Here is a 17,732-nt window from a genome sequence, read left to right on the forward strand (position 1 = left end):
CGTCCCGGACTCCGCGTCACTCTCCAGCCGCCCCGGCAGCCCGCCGTGTGACCCGCCTCACCGGCCGGCGCACGCCCGCCCCGGACCGCCGCCCCCGCAGGCTCGCGCCCTGCCCAGCCGGCCCGAACGCTGCAGGCGCCCCGGTCTGCGGCCACCCCTTCCTCGAGGAAGCAAAAGTATGACGATTTGGTTTCTCCCCCTTGAATACGTCATATCTTTGAAGCGATAGTGGCGGCCTGCAACGAAGGAGCACCACTCATGGCTCTCAGCGTCGAGAACCACGACCACCCGGTCGCACCCCTCACCGTCGTGGTGATGGGCGTCTCCGGCGTCGGCAAGACGACCCTGGCCCGCCTCCTGGCCGACCGCCTCGATCTCCCCTACGCCGAGGCGGACGACTTCCACCCGCCGGCCAACATCGCCAAGATGTCCGCCGGCATCCCGCTGGACGACCAGGACCGCGAGCCCTGGCTGCGCGCCATCGGCGCCTGGCTCAAGGAACGCACCGAGGACGGCAGTGGTGGCGTGGTCACCTGCTCGGCGCTGAAGCGCGGCTACCGCGACATCCTGCGCACGGACGCCCCGGGTGCCTTCTTCCTGCACCTCAGCGGCGGTCACGAGTTGGTCGAGGACCGGCTCTCCCACCGCACCGGCCACTTCATGCCGGCGTCGCTGCTCGGCTCCCAGTACGCCGCCCTGGAACCCCTGGGCGCGGACGAGCGCGGCGCCGTCCTGGACGTGGGCCCGTCCCCCGAACAACTCGTCGAGAAGGCCGTGGTGCTGCTGCGGCCCGTCAATGGAGACCTCACGTGAGCGAGCGAAGCGAGCGAGCCGTCAGAAGGCGCGTACGGGCGCATGCCCGTGCCGAGCGAAGCGAGGCGGGCGCATGAGTATCGCCCCCACCCTCCTGGCGGCCGCCCCACCGGCCTTGCCGCACACCGGCGGCAACACCCAGCTGCTGATCGCGGTGCTGGTCAGCATCGGCGCGATCGTGCTGGCGATCACCAAGCTGAAGCTGCACCCCTTCCTCGCCCTCACGATCGGCTCCGGCCTGCTGGCCGCCATCGCGGGCGCCCCCTTCGACAAGCTGCTGAGCAGCTTCTCCACGGGCTTCGGCTCCACCGTGGCCAGCGTCGGTCTGCTGATCGGCCTGGGCGCGATGCTCGGCAAGCTGCTCGCGGACTCCGGCGGCGCCAACATCATCGCGGACACCGTGCTGTCCCGGACCGGCAACAAGGCGCTGCCCTGGGCGATGGCCCTGATCGCCGCTGTGCTCGGCCTGCCGCTGTTCTTCGAGGTCGGCGTCGTCCTGCTGATCCCGATCGTGCTGCTGGTCGCCCGCCGCGGCAACGTGTCGCTGATACGGGTCGGCATCCCGGCCCTGGCCGGCCTGTCGGTGCTGCACGGCCTGGTTCCCCCGCATCCGGGGCCGCTGGTCGCCATCGACGCGCTGAAGGCCGACCTCGGCATCACCCTGGCGCTCGGCCTGCTGATCGCGATCCCGACCCTGATCATCGCCGGTCCGCTGTTCGCCCGGGTCGCCGAGCGCTGGGTGGGTCCGATGGAGATCCCGACCGCCATCGCCTCCGAGGAGACGGTCAAGCGCGAGCGCACCCCGTCCTTCGGCGCGGTGATGGCGACCATCCTGCTGCCGGTCGTGCTGATGCTCGGCAAGGCCCTGGCCGATGTGGTGATCGACGATCCGAAGGCGATGGGCCAGCGGGTGTTCGACTTCATCGGCTCCCCGCTGATCGCGCTGCTCGCCGCGACGCTGCTCGGCATGCTGACCCTCGGCAGGGCGGCCGGGTTCGACAAGGCCCGGATCTCCGACACCGTCGGCAGGTCGCTCGGGCCGATCGCCGGCATCGTGTTCATCGTCGGTGCGGGCGGCGGCTTCAAGCAGACCCTGATCGACGTGGGTGTCGGCGACATGGTCAGCCACTGGTCGAGCAAGTGGCACATCTCCGCGCTGCTGCTGGGCTGGCTGATCGCGGTGCTGATCCGCCTGGCCACCGGCTCGGCGACGGTCGCCACCATCACCGCGGCCGGCATCGTCTCCCCGCTCGCCGCCACCATGTCCTCGACCCACGCGGCCCTGCTGGTGCTCGCGGTCGGCGCCGGTTCGCTGTTCCTGTCGCACGTCAACGACGCCGGCTTCTGGCTGGTGAAGGAGTACTTCGGGATGAGCGTCGGGCAGACGCTGAAGTCCTGGTCGGTGATGGAGACGGTGATCTCGGTCGTCGCCATCGCCCTGATCATGCCGCTGAGCCTGATCATCTAGCCCGTCAGGCGCGCACACGAAGGGGCGGCACCCGTACCGTACGGGTGCCGCCCCTTCGGCGTTCCGTCAGTGCCCCAGCAGCCCCGACAGCACGGCCGCCGTCGCCGCCATCAGCTCCTCGGCCACCACGCCGCCGGCCGCCGTACGGGCCAGCAGCCCCTCGCGCGCCGCCAGGATCACCGCCGCCGCCTGCCTGGCGCTCGCCCCCGGGGGCACCAGCTCCGGCAACGCCCGCTCCAGGACGTCCGCCGCCGCCCGCGCCACTGTCCGGTCGTGCGCGGCGACCTGCTCGGCCAGCGCCTCGGACCGGGCCGCGACCAACCGGAACTCCAGGAACAGCAGGATCCACCCGGTCTCCGCGGGCTCGACCCGCAGCAGCGCCTCGACCAGCAGCCGGGCCCGTTCGTTCGGCGCCAGCGCCTCGCAGGCGGCGGCCAGCCGCTCCAGCTCGGCCATCCGCTTGGCGGCCTGGTCGTCGAAGAGCGCCAGCAGCAGGTCCTCCTTGCTGCCGAAGTTGGAGTAGAAGGCCCCACGGGTATAGCCGGCGGCCGCGCAGACGTCCTCGATGCTCGTCCGTGCGAACCCGACGGTGAGGAACAGCTCGCTCGCCGCTGCGAGCAGCCGGGCGCGGGTGTGGACGCGGCGGCGGGGCGGTCGGGGAGCGGCGGCTTCGGCCAGGGGTGGGTTCACAGGAGAACGATACATGGTGTATTCAGTACGAGTCGTATTCAATACGGCCCGTACTGAACCGGAGGGGACGACCGCCGTGAACCGACCGAACCGACTGCTGATCACCAACGCCCACCTGCTCCACCGCGAGGACGGCACCCGCACCGACCGCGGCTGGCTGGAGGCCGCCGACGGCCGGATCACCGCCACCGGCACCGGCCGCCCGCCCGCCGCCGCCGAGGACGTCCGCGTGCTCGACGCCGCCGGTGGCACCGTCCTGCCCGGCCTGATCGACGCCCACGTCCATCTGCTGGTCACCTCGCTCGACCTGCCCGACTTCGCCAACTGGACCCCGGGCTACGCGACCGTCCGCGCCCTCGCCGAGGCCGAGCGGATGCTGCGCCGCGGCTTCACCACCGTCCGCGACGTCGGCGGCGCCGACCACGGCATGACCCGCGCCCTCGCCGAGGGCCTGGCGCTCGGCCCCCGTCTGCTGCACGGTGGCAAGGCGCTCTCCCAGACCGGCGGCCACGGCGACCTGCGCCCGCTCGGCACCGACTCGATGCCCTGCTGCGAGGCCCGCCCCAACTTCGGTCGGATCGCCGACGGCGTGGACGCCGTGCGCGCCGCAGCCCGGGACGAGTTCCGCAAGGGCGCCCGGCACCTCAAGGTGCTGCTCTCCGGCGGTGTCGCCTCCCCGCACGACGAGATCGCCGCCGTCCAGTACAGCGAGGAGGAGATCCGGGCGGCCGTCGAGGAGGCGGAGAACCACAACCGCTACGTGACCGTGCACGCCTACCACCCGCGCGCGATCGACCGCGCCCTGCGGGCCGGCGTGCGCTGCGTCGAGCACGGCAACCTGCTGGACGACTCGACGATCGCGCTGCTGCTGGAGAAGGACGCCTTCCTGGTTCCCACCCTGGTCGCCTATGAGCAGACGGCCAAGCTCGGTGCCGCCTCGGGCCTGCCGCCGGCCTCCGTCGGCAAGCTCGCCGAGGTCCGGGACCAGGGCCTGGCGGCCCTGGAGCGAGCCCACCGCGCGGGCGTCAACCTGGTCTACGGCAGCGACCTGCTCGGCCCGCTGCACCCGGCCCAACTGGAGGAGTTCACCCTGCGCGCCACCGTCCAGCCGGCCGCCGACGTGCTCCGCTCGGCGACCACCACGGCGGCCCGGCTGCTCGGCATGGCGGGGGAGATCGGTACCCTCGCCCCGGGCGCCCACGCCGACCTGCTGGTCGTCGACGGTGACCCGCTGGCCGACCTCACCGTACTCACCCGCCCGGACCGGCACCTCAAGCACGTGGTCAAGGCGGGCCGGCCGATCTGACGCAAAACAGCGGGCGGGCGCCCGGGGAAGTCCCGAACGCCCGCCCGCTGTGCGGCAGTTACTTGCCCGCGCGCTGCGCGAGGCTGTGCTTACTTGGTTCCACGCTCCGCGAGAAAGGCCTCGACCTCGGCCCGGATCTCCGGCGTGTCCAGCCCGCGCACCGTCATGGTGGTACGGCGACGCAGCACGTCGTCCGCCGTGTACGCCCACTCGCTGTCCGCCGCGTACGCGACCTGCGCCCAGACGTCCGGCCCGTCCTCGTGGATCGGCCGGCCGAGCTCCGGGTTCTCGTCGATCAGGCGGGCGATCTCGAAGGAGAGGGTGCCGTAGTGGCTGGCCAGGTGCTTGGCCACCAGCGGCTCCATCCGCGAGCCCGGCTCACGGTCGATCAGCAGACGGTGCGCCACCGCGTTCGGCGCGCCGACGCCCGGCAGCGGCACGGTCGGGGCGATCGGGGACATGTCCTCGCCGAGGCTGGTGCCGGGCACGTGGGCCAGCTTCTCCAGAACGGTGCGGCCGATGTGACGGTAGGTGGTCCACTTGCCGCCGGAGACCGACAGCATGCCGCCGCGGCCCTCGGTGACGACCGTCTCGCGCTTGGCGGCGGCGGTGTCGCCCGGGCCGCCGGGCAGCACGCGCAGGCCGGCGAAGGAGTAGGTGATCAGGTCGCGGTCGAGGTGCTCGTCGCGGATCGCGTGCGCGGCCTCGCCCATGATCTGGTCGATGTCCGCGTCGGTGGCCCGGACGTCCTTCGGGTCGCCGGTGTACTCCTCGTCGGTGGTGCCGAGCAGGACGTGGTCCTCCCACGGAATGGCGAAGGAGACGCGGTACTTGTCGATCGGGATGGTCAGCGCGGCGCGCCACGGGGCACGGCGCTTGACCACGACGTGCGCGCCCTTGGACAGACGGATCGACGGCGCGGCGCCGGCGTCCTCCATCTTGCGCAGGTGGTCCACCCACGGGCCGGTGGCGTTGAGCACCAGGCGGGCGTTGACGCCGAACTCGGCGCCGTCCAGGCGGTCGCGCACCTCGGCGCCGGTGACCCGGCCGCCGGTGAAGCGCAGGCCGGTGACCTCGGCGTGGTTGAGCACCACGGCGCCGGCGTCGACCGCGGCGCGCACGGTCATCACCGCGACGCGCGAGTCGTTCATCTGGTGGTCGCCGTAGACGGCCACCGAGCGCAGGCCCTCGGTGCGCAGCGCGGGCACCTGCTGGGCGGCGTGCGCGGCGGTGGAGACCCGGCCCATGCCGTCGCGGAAGGCGGACAGCGCCGAGTACAGGAACACGCCGGCGCCGAGCTTGGCGGCGCCGTGCGGGCCGCCCTTGTAGACCGGCACGAAGAAGGTCAGCGGGTTGACCAGGTGCGGGGCCACGTCGGTGGAGAGCGCGCGGCGCTCCTTGTGGTTCTCCGCCACCAGCTTGACCGCGCCGGTCTGCAGGTAGCGCAGGCCGCCGTGGACGAGCTTGGACGAGGCGCTGGAGGTGGCGCCGGCGAAGTCGCCGGAGTCGACCATGGCGACCTTCAGGCCGGCCTGGGACGCGGTCCAGGCGACGGCCGTGCCGAGGATGCCGCCCCCGATCACCAGCAGGTCGTAGGTGGCCTTGCCGAGCAGCTCACGGGTCTCGGCGCGGGAGGCGGTGCGGCCGGCGGTGCGCTCGGCGCCCAGGGTCGGGATGGTTGCCATGGTGGTTGTGTACGGCGCGCTGGTCGTGCTGCGCCGTTACTCCTCTCGTGTGCGGTGCGGCCCCTGCGGGAGAGGCCGGTCGGCCCGGTGCGGCGGGCCGATGAAACGTGGTGACACCCGTTGCTTGAACAGCGGGCGGCCGGTCGGGGCGCGGAGCCCCGACCGGCTCGTCGGTCAGTTGTTCTCGTCCTCCTCCACCCAGCCCATGGTGCGCTCCACGGCCTTGAGCCACTTCTTGTACTCACGCTCCCGGGTGGCCTCGTCCATGCGCGGGGTCCACTCGGCGGCGCGGTGCCAGTTGGCCCGCAGGGTGTCGAGGTCGTTCCAGAAGCCGACGGCGAGACCTGCCGCGTAGGCGGCGCCGAGGGCGGTGGTCTCGGCCACGTACGGGCGCTCGACCGGGGCGTCCAGGACGTCGGCGATGTTCTGCATGAGCAGGTTGTTGCTGGTCATGCCGCCGTCGACCTTGAGGGCGGTGAGCTCGACCCCGGAGTCCTTCTGCATGGCGTCGACGACCTCGCGGGTCTGCCAGGCGGTGGCCTCCAGGACGGCCCGGGCCAGGTGGCCCTTGGTGACGTACCGGGTCAGACCGGCGATCACACCGCGGGCGTCGGAGCGCCAGTACGGGGCGAACAGGCCGGAGAAGGCCGGGACGAAGTAGGCGCCGCCGTTGTCCTCGACCGTGTTGGCGAGGGTCTCGATCTCGGCGGCGGTGGAGATGATGCCGAGCTGGTCGCGCAGCCACTGGACGAGCGAGCCGGTGACGGCGATCGAGCCCTCCAGCGCGTACACCGGGGCCTGGTCGCCGATCCGGTAGCCGACGGTGGTCAGCAGGCCGTGGTACGAGTTGACGATCTTCTCGCCGGTGTTCAGCAGCAGGAAGGTGCCGGTGCCGTAGGTGGACTTGGCCTCGCCCTCGTCGAAGCAGGTCTGGCCGAATAGCGCGGCCTGCTGGTCGCCGAGCGCGGAGGCGACCGGGACGCCGGCCAGGTCGCCGACGGCCTCGCCGTACACCTCGGCGGAGGAGCGGATCTCCGGCAGGACGGCCAGCGGCACGCCCATCGACTCGGCGATGCTCTCGTCCCAGGCCAGCGTCTTCAGGTTCATCAGCATGGTGCGGCTGGCGTTGGTGACGTCGGTGACGTGCTTGCCGCCGTTGACACCACCGGTGAGGTTCCAGATCACCCAGGTGTCCATGGTGCCGAACAGGATGTCGCCGGCCTCGGCGCGCTCGCGCAGGCCCTCGACGTTGTCCAGCAGCCAGCGGATCTTCGGGCCGGCGAAGTAGCTGGCCAGCGGGAGGCCGGTCTCGCGGCGGAAGCGGTCCTGGCCGACGTTGCGGCCCAGCTCACGGCAGAGCGCCTCGGTGCGGGTGTCCTGCCACACCAGCGCGTTGTGCACCGGCTCACCGGTGTGCTTGTCCCACAGGACGGTGGTCTCGCGCTGGTTGGTGATGCCGATGGCGCGGATGTCGTCCTTGGTCAGGCCGGCCTTCTCCAGCGCACCGCGGACGACCGACTGCACCCGGGTCCAGATCTCGGCGGCGTCGTGCTCGACGTAGCCGGGCTGCGGGAAGATCTGCCGGTGCTCCTGCTGGTCGACGGCGACGATCCGGCCGTCGGCGCCGAAGATGATGCAGCGGCTGGAGGTGGTGCCCTGGTCGATCGCGGCGATGTAGTTGCCAGTGGAGGTCATGGAGGGTCCTCGGCTCAAGTTCGGGGGATTACGGGGTGGGTGGGCCTGACGCGTGCTCGGTCAGTCCCCGTGTTCGGCGGGTTCGACTCTGCCCTTGGAACGGGGCCTTTAGAAGAGGGCGTTGTAGACGCCGCCGGCCGCCAGGCCGCCAAGGATCGGGCCGACGACCGGGACCCAGGCGTACGACCAGTCGGAGTCGCCCTTGTTCGGGATCGGCAGGACGGCGTGCATGATGCGCGGGCCGAGGTCACGGGCCGGGTTGATCGCGTAGCCGGTCGGGCCACCGAGGGAGAGGCCGATGCCGACGACGGTGAGCGCGACGATCAGGGTGCCCATGCCCTTGAGGTCGTTGGCGCCGAGGGTGAGGATCGCCATGCAGAGCACGAAGGTGCCGATGACCTCGGTGATCACGTTCTGGATCGGGTTCCGGATCTCGGGCCCGGTCGAGAAGATGCCGAGGGTGGGCTCCTTGTTGGCCTGGAACTGGCCGAGGTAGGTGAGCCAGACGAACGTGGCGCCGATCATCGCGCCGAGCATCTGGGAGCCGATGTAGAGCGGCACCTGGCTCCAGTCGCCGCTCTTGACCGCGAGCGCGATGGTGACGGCCGGGTTGAGGTGGGCACCGGACTTGGGGCCGGTCATGTAGGCGGCGATGAGGACCGCGAAGCCCCAGCCGAAGGTGATCGCCAGCCAGCCGGCGTTGACGGCCTTCGACTTCTTGAGGGTCACAGCGGCGCAGACGCCACCGCCGAGGAGTATCAGGGCGGCGGTGCCGAGGGTTTCGCCGACGAAGACGTCGCCGTTGGAGAACGCGGACACAAAGACTCCCTTGTCCATATGGCCCGGAGGTGCGGGGTGGGGGGTGGGCCGGTCGATCGCTGTGCGGGTGAGCGCATTGTGGGTGTGATCTTCCCGGCCGTCGTTCGACAATGTCGACCGTCATGCGGAAGCTTCCTCCCCGGGTCACCCCCACGTCAAGGCGGGGTTACGCAGCTGTGACCCGTCCTTCGGCCCGTTCTCCGAAGTTACCCAGCGGAGCGTTCGGAACCAGGACAAAACGCCAAGGCGCGGACAGGCCTACCGCCCGTCCGCGCCTCAGCGTGACGATTCGACTGCTGTTCTCAGAACCGCCCGGCGCCCAGATCGCGCGAGATCGCCCGCGCCGCGCTGCGCACCGAGGCCACCAGTGAGGGCCTCACGAAGCCGTCCTCACAGACCCGTTCGACCGGCCCGCTGATGCACACCGCACCCACCGGGTTGCGCCGCCGGTCCTGGATCAGCGCGCCGATCGAGGCCACACCCTCCCAGGTCTCCTCGATGGAGTCCGCCCAGCCGCGCTCCCGGATCAGCGCGCACTCGGCGTCCAGGTCGCTTGCCTGGGTCAACGTCCGCAGGGTGTACGGCTCATAGGGGCCGTCGCCCAACTCCCCACGCGCGACCGGGTCGTAGGCCACCAGCACCTTGCCGAGCGCGGTGCTGTGCAGCGGCTGCATCGAACCGACCTCCAGCACCTGCCGGGTGTCGTCGGGGCGGAACACGTGGTGCACGATCAGCACGCCCTGCTGGTGCAGCACCCCCAGGTACACGGTCTCGCCGGCCGCCCGGGCCAGGTCGTCCGCCCACACCAGCGCCCGCGCCCGCAGCTCGTGCACGTCCAGATAGCTCTGGCCGAGCCGCAGCAACTCGGCGCCCAGCTGGTACTTGCCGCTTTCCGGGTCCTGCTCGACGAACCCCTCCAATTGCAGGGTGCGCAGGATGCCGTGCGCGGTGCCCTTGGCCAGGTCCAGCGCCGTCGCGACCTCGGAAAGCCCCAGGCGGCGCTCGCCGCCGGCCAGCAGGCGCATGATCGCGGCGGCCCGGGAGAGCGACTGGATCGGGCCGGGCATGGATACCTCCGCGCTGACAGGCGGTCGACAATGTCGACCACAGTGGTGACGGGACGAGTCTGCCAGGCCGCCGTCCGTCCGTGCACCTTCCCCCTCGGTAACCCGCGCTCGGCCGGGTGTTAACCTCCCGCGCGCTCGGCTCGACTCCTAACCCTCCACACCACTCATGTGCCCTCCACGCCACTCATGCGCCCGCCTCGCTCCGCTCGGCAGGGGCATTCGCCCACACGCACCTCTTGATGATTCGCTCGCTTCGCTCGTTCATGTGCCCGCCTCGCTCCGCTCGGCAGGGGCATTCGCCCACACGCACCTCTGAACGGTTCGCTCGCTTCGCTCGTTCATGTGCCCGCCTCGCTCCGCTTGGCAGGGGCATTCGCCCACACGCACCTCTGAACGGTTCGCTCGCTTCGGTCCGCTCGCTCACTCACGACCCCGCGCCGTACGGTCACCTCGGCCGCCAGCGCGGCGATCCCGTCCGGCCCGACCCGGCAGCAGCCGCCGACCAGCCGCGCCCCGTCCGCCAGCCAGCCGCCCACCCGGGCCGAGCGGAACGTCGGCTCGCCGCGCCAGCTCCGATGGTCGGCGTCCCACTCCTCCCCGCTGTTCGGGTACACCACCACCGGCTTGCCGGTCACCCCGGCGGCCAGCGCCACCGCCCGGTCCGCGTCCTGAGGAGTGCAGCAGTTGACGCCCACCGCCAGCACCTCGTCCACCTCCGCGGCCAGCGCGAACGCCTCCGCCAGCGGCTGCCCGGCCCTGGTCCGGTCGCCCGCCACGCTGTACGACAGCCAGGCCGGCACCCCCAGCCCGCGCACCAGCTCCAGCAGCGCCCGTGCCTCGTCCGCGTCCGGCACCGTCTCCAGCGCCAGCACGTCCGGCCGGGCCGCGGCCAGCACCTCCAACCGCGGCCGGTGGAAGGCCACCAGCTCCGCCGTGCTCAGCCCGTACCGGCCCCGGTACTCCGAACCGTCCGCCAGCACCGCCCCGTACGGGCCCACCGAGGCCGCCACCCAGCGCCGCCGCCCGCCCGGTTCGGCCCGCGCGGCCTCCCGGGCCAGCTCCACACTGCTCGCCAGCAGCCGCGCCGCCTCCGTATGACCCACCCCGCGCCGGGCGAAGCCCTCGAAACTCGCCTGGTAGCTCGCCGTGATGGCGACCTCGGCCCCGGCCTCGAAGTACGCCCGGTGCGCCGCCACCACCGCCTCCGGGTCGTCCGCGAGCAGCCGCGCCGACCACAGCTCGTCCGACAGGTCGTGCCCGGCCGCCGCCAGTTGGTTCGACATCCCGCCGTCGAGGACCAGGGGAGCGGCCGCCAGCGCCGCGGCGAAGTCCGGCGGGGGAGAAATCGGCATCTCGGCCTCCTCGGGCACGGTCGTTCCTGGTCACAGCCTAGAAGCGGGAGGCCCTCACCGACCGGGAAAACCATTTGCCGCCGGGGGAAGGCAGTCGTTACGTTGTGCTCAGACCGAGAACGACAGCGGACGCCCCAGTGCGCGCGGAGAGCGGAGAGGAGCCCGCGATGGCAGCGGACGAACCGTCCCCCCAGTCCAGCACCGGGCCCGCGGCCGAGCAGGAGTGGCTCGCCGCGTACGACCCGCGCGCCTACGCCCCCATTGCCGTCACCGTCGACGTGGTCGCCCTGACGCTGCGCCGCGGCAACCTCCATGTGCTGCTGGTCGAACGCGGCGCCCCGCCCTACCAGGGCTGCTGGGCGCTGCCCGGCGGCTTCCTGCGCGCGGGGGAGGAGGGCCTGGACGAAGCCGCGGCCCGCGAGCTCGCCGAGGAGACCGGCCTCCAGGGCGCCTCCGAGGTCGAGGCCACGCTCTGTCGCCTGCACCTGGAACAGCTCGGCACCTACGGCGCCCCCGAGCGCGATCCGCGGATGCACGTCGTCTCCGTCGCCTACCTCGCCTTCGCCCCCGACCTGCCCGACCCCCAGGCCGGGACGGACGCCGCGGCCGCCGCCTGGCACCCGGTCGCCGACCTCGACCTCGACCTCGACCTGGGCCCGCGGTCCTGCGGTTCCACCCGAGCCGCCGGTGTGCCCGCCGACACCCACGGGGGTGGCGTCGACGGGCACACCGGCCCCCGCCCGATCACCCTCGCCTTCGATCACGCCCGCATCCTGGCCGACGGCCTCGACCGGGTGCGCGCCAAGCTGGAGTACAGCCCGCTCGCCACCGCCTTCCTGCCGCACGACTTCACCATCCCCGACCTGCGCGCCGTCTACGAGGCCGTCTGGGACGAGAAGCTCCACCCCGGCAACTTCCACCGCAAGGTCCTCTCCGTCCCCGGCTTCGTCGAGAGCACCGGCTCCACCACCGAACGCGGCGGCGCCCGCGGCGGCCCCCGCGCCCGCACCTACCACGCCGGCGACGCCCGCCAGCTCCACCCCGCCCTGCTCCGCCCCACCCGTGAAGAGCCGCCCGGCGACGCCGCGCCGGGCGACACCGCACCGCGCGACGGCCGGGCCCACTGACCGCCCGGAACCAGGGGAACGCCGTTGACGAACAGGGCTACGATCCGGCCATGACCACTGACGAAGCGACGCAGACCGTCCACCGGCCCTTCTCCCACTGCCACTTCTGCGGCACCGCCTACCCGCCCGGCACCGACACCTGGCCCCGCACCTGCCCCGGCTGCACCGAGATCAGCTACCGCAACCCGCTGCCCGTGGCCGTCGCCGTCCTTCCCGTCACCCGCCCCGACGCCGACCCCGCCCTGGTCGTCATCCGCCGCACCATCGCGCCCGGCTACGGCCAACTCGCCTTCCCCGGCGGCTACATGGACTACGGCGAGAGCTGGCAGCAGGCCTGCGTGCGCGAACTGCGCGAGGAGACCGGCATCTCGGCCGACGCCGCCGACGTCACCCTGATCCACATGGCCTCCGACCCCAACGGCCGCTTCGTCATGCTCTGCGGACTGCTCCCCGCCCGCCCGCTCAGTGAGCTCCCGCCCTCGCGCCCCACCGACGAGACCGACGGCTGGCAGCTCGCCACCGCCGACACCCCGCTCGTCTGGGACTTCCACAACGGCGTCCTCCGCCGCTGGTTCGGCGGCGAGTTCACCCAGCGCTAGGCACCCGGGCCACCACCGGCCAACCCTGGCGCAGCGGGCGATCGCATGGCATGGTCTGCACCGACAGCCCAACCGGACGGGTTGGCCACGAGCTCTCCCGTCCCCACCACCGGCCGGGAGACCACCACCGTGAGCACCCCACCGCAGGACCAGCCGCTCTGGCGCCCGAACCCCGCTCGCGCCGCCGCCACCAGCCTGGTGGCCTTCCAGGCCTGGGCCGCCGAACACCACGGCGCCCCGGCCGCCGCGCTCGCCCCGGCCGAGGACGACCAGCAGGCGGCTGAGCGCTACGCCGACCTGCACGCCTGGTCCACCGCCGACCTCGACCGCTTCTGGACCGCGGTCACCCAGTGGTTCGACGTCCGCTTCACCCAGGCCCCCGAGGCCGTCCTCGCCGACCCGGCCATGCCCGGCGCCCGCTGGTTCCCCGGCGCCCGCCTCAACTACGCCGAACACGCGCTGCGCGCCGCCGAGGACCCCACCAACGCCGACCGCCCGGCGATCCTCCACCTCGACGAGACCACCGAGCGGCCCGTCGAGCTCACCTGGTCCGAGCTCCGCCGCCGGGTCGGCTCCCTGGCCGCCGCCCTGCGCGCCCGCGGCATCGGCCCCGGCGACCGGGTCAGCGCCTACCTGCCCAACATCCCGCAGGCCGCCGTCGCCCTCCTCGCTACCGCCGCCGTCGGCGCGATCTGGACCAGCTGCGCCCCCGACTTCGGCGCCCGCAGCGTCCTGGACCGCCTCCAGCAGATCGAACCCGCCGTCCTCTTCGCCATCGACGGATACCACTACGGCGGCAAGGACCACGACCGCACCGACGTCGTCGCCGAGCTGCGCCGCGAACTGCCCAGCCTGCACACCGTCGTGCACGTCCCGCTGCTCGGCGCCCCCGCCCCCGAGGGCGCCCTGCACTGGGACGACCTGGTCGCCGACGACGTCGAGCCGGTCTTCGAGCCCGTCCCCTTCGACCACCCGCTCTGGGTGCTCTACTCCTCCGGCACCACCGGCCTGCCCAAGGCCATCGTCCAGAGCCAGGGCGGCATCCTGCTCGAACACCTCAAGCAGGCCGGACTCCACCTCGATCTCGGCCCGCAGGACCGCTTCCTCTGGTACACCTCCACCGGCTGGATGATGTGGAACTTCCTGCTGGCCGGCCTCCTGGTCGGGACCACGATCGTCACCTACGACGGCAGCCCCGGCCACCCCGACACCGGTGCCCTCTGGTCCGTCGCCGCCCGCACCGGCGCCACCGTCCTCGGCACCTCCGCCGCCTACGTGATCGCCAGCCGCAAGGCCGACCTCCACCCCGGCCGCGACCTGGACCTCTCCGCCGTCCGCTGCATCGGCACCACCGGCTCCCCGCTCCCGCCCGACGGCTTCCGCTGGATCTACGACGAGGTCAAGCAGGACGTCTGGCTCGCCTCCGTCAGCGGCGGCACCGACGTCTGCTCCTGCTTCGTCGGCGGCGTCCCCACCCTCCCGGTGTACCTCGGCGAGATCCAGGCCCCCTGCCTCGGCGCGGCCGTCGAGTCCTGGGACGTCCAGGGCCACCCGCTCACCGACGCCGTCGGCGAACTCGTGGTCACCAAGCCCATCCCGTCCATGCCGACCGGCTTCTGGAACGACCCCGAGGGCACCCGGTACCACGACAGCTACTTCGACGTGTACCCCGGCGTCTGGCGCCACGGCGACTGGATCACCGTCACCTCCCGCGGCACCGTCGTCATCCACGGACGCTCCGACTCCACCCTCAACCGCCAGGGCGTCCGGATGGGATCCTCGGACATCTACGAGGTCGTCGAGCGCCTCCCCGAGATCGCCGAATCTCTGGTCATCGGCCTGGAGGAGCCCGACGGCGGCTACTGGATGCCGCTGTTCGTCGTCCTCGCCCCCGGCGCCGAACTGGACGACGCGCTGATCGGCCGCATCCGCACCTCGCTGCGCACCGAACTCTCCCCGCGCCACGTCCCCGACGAGGTCATCGCCGTCCGCGGCCTCCCGCACACCCTCACCGGCAAGCGCATCGAGGTCCCGGTCAAGCGCATCCTCTCCGGTACCCCGCTGGAGAAGGCCGTCAACCCCGGCTCCGTCGACAACATCGACCACCTGCGCTTCTTCGAGCAGGTCAGGGCCGACCGCCAGGCCTGACCGGCCCTGAGAAACGCCGAAGGCGCGCTCCCCACCACCGTGGCGGGGAGCGCGCCTTCTCCTCTACAACCGCTTACTCGCCGGACAGCACCTGCCGCGCCGCGGCCCGCGCCTCCTCGGCGCTGTCCGCAGCCCGGGCCGCCTCGGCGGCCCGACGGCACTGCGCCAGGGTGTACTTGGCCAGTGTGGTCCGCACGTACGGGATCGAGGCCGCGCCCATGGAGAGGCTGGTGACGCCCAGGCCGGTCAGCACCACGGCGAGCAGCGGGTCCGAGGCCGCCTCACCGCAGACGCCGCAGCTCTTGCCCGCCGCCTGCGCCGCGTCGGCGGCCGCGGCGATCAGGTCCAGCAGCGCCGGCTGCCACGGGTCCTGCAGCCGGGCCAGCGCACCGACCTGACGGTCCGCGGCGAAGGCGTACTGGGCGAGGTCGTTGGTGCCCAGCGACAGGAACTCGACCTCCTGCAGGATCGCCCGGGCCCGCAGCGCGGCCGACGGGATCTCCACCATCGCACCGAACTTGGCGTCCAGCCTGGCCTCCCGACAAGCGGCCGCGAAGTCCTCGGCGTCCTTGCGGTCGGCCACCATCGGGGCCATCACCTCAAGGTGCACCGGCAGGCCCTCGGCCGCCTTGGCGAGTGCCCGCAGCTGGGTGCTCAGCACCTCCGGGTGCTCAAGGAGCGTACGCAGACCGCGCACCCCGAGCGCCGGGTTCGGCTCGTCGGCCGGGGTCAGGAAGTCCAGCGGCTTGTCCGCGCCCGCGTCGAGCACGCGGACCACGACACGCCCCTCCGGGAAGGCCTCCAGCACCTTGCGGTACGCCTCGACCTGCTTCTCCTCGCTGGGGGCCTTCGCCGAGTCGTCCAGGAACAGGAATTCGGTACGGAACAGGCCGACGCCCTCGGCGCCGTTCTCCAGCGCGGCCGGCACGTCCGCCGGGCCACCCACGTTGGCCAGCAGCGGTACCCGGTGCCCGTCCGAGGTCTGGCCCGGGCCGGAGGAGGCGGCCAGCGCGGCCTTGCGCTGGGCGGCGACCGCCCGCAGCTCCTCCTGCTTCTCCTGCGAGGGGTCGAGCAGCACGTCGCCCGAGCTGCCGTCCACCGCGACGACGGTGCCCTCGGCGACGTCCGTCGCCCCCGGCAGCGCGACCACGGCCGGCACGCCCATCGCCCGCGCCAGGATGGCGCTGTGGCTGGTCGGCCCGCCCTCCTCGGTCACGAAGCCCAGCACGAGGGTCGGGTCCAGCAGCGCTGTGTCGGCCGGCGCCAGGTCCCGCGCGAACAGCACGTAGGGCTCGTCGCTGTCCGGCACGCCCGGCATCGGCACGCCCAGCAGCCGGGCCACGATGCGGTTGCGCACGTCGTCCAGGTCGGCGACCCGCCCGGCCAGGTACTCCCCGGCGGAGGCGAGCAGCGCGCGGTAGGCGGCGAAGGCGTCGTAGACGCCGCGCTCGGCGCTGCTGCCGACGGCGATCCGGCGGGACACGTCGGCCATCAGCTCCGGGTCCTGCGCCATCAGCGCCTGGGCCTCCAACACGGCCTGCGCCTCGCCGCCCGCCAGGTTGCCGCGGGCGATCAGGTCCGCGGCGACCGCCTCGACGGCGGCCTCGGCGCGCGCCTGCTCGCGCGGGGCGTCCTCGGTCGGGATCTGGGTGGCCGGGGGCTCCAGGACCGCCGTGCCCATGTGCCGCACCTGGCCGATCGCGACCCCGTGGCTGACACCCACGCCGCGCAGTGTCTTCTCCATCAGACCTTCTTCCGAGTGGACCACCGGACGCTGACCGGCGGGAAGTTCGATATCTGGGCCCGCGACTGTGAGCGGCGCCATACGCTGAGATCCTGTCCTCGGGCAGCGGTCAGGGCTTGGCCGTCATGAGGTTTGACTGAGGCACGTGAGAAGCCCCCGCGGTGGGGGAGGAGTCACCCACCTGTTCTCCACTGACGAGAGAACAAGGCAGGTAGCGCCGGAGGGCTCAGTCCGCGGCCTCGCAGAGTGCGCCGCCTCGGCGCCGCCTGTGACTAGCTCCAGCTGAACAGCTGCTCGCCCGCCTGGGCCTCGCCGCTCTCGCGCACGTCACCCAGCGAGTCGGGAGCGGCCTCCAGCGCCACGATCGGAGAGATCGGCGACTTGCCCGCAGCCTCAACGGCAGCCGGGTCCCACCGGATCACGGCCTGGCCGCGGGTCACCGTGTCGCCCTTGTTGACGAGCAGTTCGAAGCCCTCGCCGTTCAGCTGCACGGTGTCGATCCCCAGGTGGGTCAGCACACCGTGCCCGTCCGCGTCCACGACGACGAAGGCGTGCGGGTGCATGGAGACGACGACGCCGTCCACCGGAGCGAACGCCTCGGTGGGCTGACGGACCGGGTCGATCGCGGTGCCCGGGCCGACCATCGCACCCGAGAACACCGGGTCCGGCACGCCGGCGAGCCCGACGACCTTGCCGGTCAGCGGCGACGTCACAATGGTCATGGTTGTGCCTCCCAAGTGCGCAATACAGCGAGCTGCCGCGAGGTGCGGCACACGATCAACTGAAGCCTAAATTAGGTCAACTTCGGACATTTGCTGACATTCTCGGGCGAAGACCCACGCCCCCGCCCGCCTGCCGCCCGGCGTCTCACCGGCCCACGACTGGTCTAGTCCTCTTGGTCGATGCGCCGCACTCTACAGGCATCTTGGCGAATCAGGACCATTGCTGTATATGCTCGCGAGAGCAACAAATCATGCCGCCGTCCGGGTGACCCCCCGGCGCGTCCCGATTCGCGCTCCGGCTGCCGACCCGCTATGGTTGGTCGAGTCGCCGCAACACGGCGGTTAACACCAGATTTCGGATGATAAAAGCTCCGGTAAACGGAGCGGAAAACATCTGGTAAACTGGAAACACGAAAGAACGAAGCGCCCGGAGGGCCCGCTGGAAGGCGGTCCGAAGGAAGCGTCCGTTCCTTGAGAACTCAACAGCGTGCCAAAAG

At 72.1% G+C, this 17,732-nt stretch carries 14 protein-coding genes; 6 read left to right on the forward strand and 8 right to left on the reverse strand.

What is annotated here, in order from left to right:
• The first annotated feature begins 258 nt into the window (after nt 1-258).
• Together ACH4E7_RS34725 and ACH4E7_RS34730 are read left to right on the forward strand one after the other, a co-directional pair.
• On the forward strand, nt 259-813 hold the full coding sequence (locus ACH4E7_RS34725; protein ID WP_396253147.1) for a gluconokinase: 555 nt from the start codon (nt 259-261) through the stop codon (nt 811-813).
• A 73-nt stretch (nt 814-886) separates the two neighbouring features.
• Nucleotides 887-2,281, forward strand: coding sequence for a gluconate:H+ symporter (locus tag ACH4E7_RS34730; RefSeq protein ID WP_396253148.1), 1,395 nt, complete (start codon nt 887-889; stop codon nt 2,279-2,281).
• A gap of 66 nt (nt 2,282-2,347) precedes the next feature.
• Here ACH4E7_RS34730 and ACH4E7_RS34735 read toward each other — a convergent pair whose 3' ends face one another.
• Entirely contained in the window at nt 2,348-2,971 is a 624-nt protein-coding gene (locus tag ACH4E7_RS34735; RefSeq protein ID WP_396253149.1) for a TetR/AcrR family transcriptional regulator, read from the reverse strand.
• A 76-nt stretch (nt 2,972-3,047) separates the two neighbouring features.
• On the opposite strand from ACH4E7_RS34735, the gene ACH4E7_RS34740 reads away from it, so the two are divergent.
• Nucleotides 3,048-4,277 (forward strand): amidohydrolase family protein, encoded by a 1,230-nt coding sequence (locus tag ACH4E7_RS34740; RefSeq protein ID WP_396253150.1) that lies wholly within the window; start codon nt 3,048-3,050, stop codon nt 4,275-4,277.
• An 89-nt stretch (nt 4,278-4,366) separates the two neighbouring features.
• Here ACH4E7_RS34740 and ACH4E7_RS34745 read toward each other — a convergent pair whose 3' ends face one another.
• From ACH4E7_RS34745 to mmuM, 5 genes are all read right to left on the reverse strand, one after another.
• A complete protein-coding gene (locus ACH4E7_RS34745; protein WP_396253151.1) occupies nt 4,367-5,962 on the reverse strand; it encodes an FAD-dependent oxidoreductase in 1,596 nt (531 codons plus the stop codon).
• A 174-nt stretch (nt 5,963-6,136) separates the two neighbouring features.
• Nucleotides 6,137-7,657, reverse strand: coding sequence for a glycerol kinase GlpK (gene glpK / locus ACH4E7_RS34750; protein ID WP_355674219.1), 1,521 nt, complete (start codon nt 7,655-7,657; stop codon nt 6,137-6,139).
• Between the two features lie 108 nt (nt 7,658-7,765).
• Nucleotides 7,766-8,476, reverse strand: a complete 711-nt coding sequence (locus ACH4E7_RS34755) for an MIP/aquaporin family protein (protein WP_396253152.1) — start codon at nt 8,474-8,476, stop codon at nt 7,766-7,768.
• Nucleotides 8,477-8,778: 302 nt separating this feature from the next.
• Nucleotides 8,779-9,543 (reverse strand): IclR family transcriptional regulator, encoded by a 765-nt coding sequence (locus ACH4E7_RS34760; RefSeq protein WP_396253153.1) that lies wholly within the window; start codon nt 9,541-9,543, stop codon nt 8,779-8,781.
• Between the two features lie 338 nt (nt 9,544-9,881).
• Nucleotides 9,882-10,895 carry a homocysteine S-methyltransferase gene (mmuM, locus tag ACH4E7_RS34765; protein WP_396253154.1) on the reverse strand — a complete coding sequence of 338 codons (1,014 nt, stop codon included), beginning with the start codon at nt 10,893-10,895 and terminating at the stop codon, nt 9,882-9,884.
• A 167-nt stretch (nt 10,896-11,062) separates the two neighbouring features.
• Between mmuM and ACH4E7_RS34770 the strand changes: the two genes are divergently transcribed.
• From ACH4E7_RS34770 to ACH4E7_RS34780, 3 genes are read left to right on the forward strand one after another with little or no spacing between them, the layout of a single operon-like run.
• A complete protein-coding gene (locus tag ACH4E7_RS34770) occupies nt 11,063-12,022 on the forward strand; it encodes an NUDIX hydrolase (RefSeq protein WP_396253155.1) in 960 nt (319 codons plus the stop codon).
• A gap of 50 nt (nt 12,023-12,072) precedes the next feature.
• On the forward strand, nt 12,073-12,621 hold the full coding sequence (locus tag ACH4E7_RS34775; RefSeq protein ID WP_396253156.1) for an NUDIX domain-containing protein: 549 nt from the start codon (nt 12,073-12,075) through the stop codon (nt 12,619-12,621).
• Nucleotides 12,622-12,666: 45 nt separating this feature from the next.
• Nucleotides 12,667-14,769: an acetoacetate--CoA ligase gene (locus ACH4E7_RS34780; RefSeq protein ID WP_396253157.1), complete on the forward strand. Its 2,103-nt coding sequence runs from the start codon at nt 12,667-12,669 to the stop codon at nt 14,767-14,769.
• A 73-nt stretch (nt 14,770-14,842) separates the two neighbouring features.
• On the opposite strand, the gene ptsP is transcribed toward ACH4E7_RS34780, so the two are convergent.
• Both ptsP and ACH4E7_RS34790 read right to left on the reverse strand, forming a co-directional pair.
• Nucleotides 14,843-16,513 carry a phosphoenolpyruvate--protein phosphotransferase gene (gene ptsP, locus ACH4E7_RS34785; RefSeq protein WP_396253158.1) on the reverse strand — a complete coding sequence of 557 codons (1,671 nt, stop codon included), beginning with the start codon at nt 16,511-16,513 and terminating at the stop codon, nt 14,843-14,845.
• A 272-nt stretch (nt 16,514-16,785) separates the two neighbouring features.
• Complete coding sequence (locus tag ACH4E7_RS34790; protein ID WP_396253159.1) at nt 16,786-17,235, reverse strand: PTS glucose transporter subunit IIA; 450 nt, start codon at nt 17,233-17,235, stop codon at nt 16,786-16,788.
• Nucleotides 17,236-17,732: the final 497 nt, after the last annotated feature.

The organism is Kitasatospora sp. NPDC018058 (genome assembly GCF_044327205.1).
GTDB lineage: Bacteria > Actinomycetota > Actinomycetes > Streptomycetales > Streptomycetaceae > Kitasatospora.

Excerpts from the sequence above, each read along its gene's own strand:
- ACH4E7_RS34760 (WP_396253153.1), bottom strand. The coding sequence starts at position 9,543 with ATGCCCGGCCCGATCCAGTCGCTCTCCCGGGCCGCCGCGATCATGCGC.
- glpK (WP_355674219.1), bottom strand. The coding sequence starts at position 7,657 with ATGACCTCCACTGGCAACTACATCGCCGCGATCGACCAGGGCACCACC.
- ACH4E7_RS34745 (WP_396253151.1), bottom strand. The coding sequence starts at position 5,962 with ATGGCAACCATCCCGACCCTGGGCGCCGAGCGCACCGCCGGCCGCACC.
- ACH4E7_RS34790 (WP_396253159.1), bottom strand. The coding sequence starts at position 17,235 with ATGACCATTGTGACGTCGCCGCTGACCGGCAAGGTCGTCGGGCTCGCC.
- ACH4E7_RS34730 (WP_396253148.1), top strand. The coding sequence starts at position 887 with ATGAGTATCGCCCCCACCCTCCTGGCGGCCGCCCCACCGGCCTTGCCG.
- ACH4E7_RS34775 (WP_396253156.1), top strand. The coding sequence starts at position 12,073 with ATGACCACTGACGAAGCGACGCAGACCGTCCACCGGCCCTTCTCCCAC.
- ACH4E7_RS34780 (WP_396253157.1), top strand. The coding sequence starts at position 12,667 with ATGGCATGGTCTGCACCGACAGCCCAACCGGACGGGTTGGCCACGAGC.
- mmuM (WP_396253154.1), bottom strand. The coding sequence starts at position 10,895 with ATGCCGATTTCTCCCCCGCCGGACTTCGCCGCGGCGCTGGCGGCCGCT.
- ACH4E7_RS34725 (WP_396253147.1), top strand. The coding sequence starts at position 259 with ATGGCTCTCAGCGTCGAGAACCACGACCACCCGGTCGCACCCCTCACC.
- ACH4E7_RS34770 (WP_396253155.1), top strand. The coding sequence starts at position 11,063 with ATGGCAGCGGACGAACCGTCCCCCCAGTCCAGCACCGGGCCCGCGGCC.
- ptsP (WP_396253158.1), bottom strand. The coding sequence starts at position 16,513 with ATGGAGAAGACACTGCGCGGCGTGGGTGTCAGCCACGGGGTCGCGATC.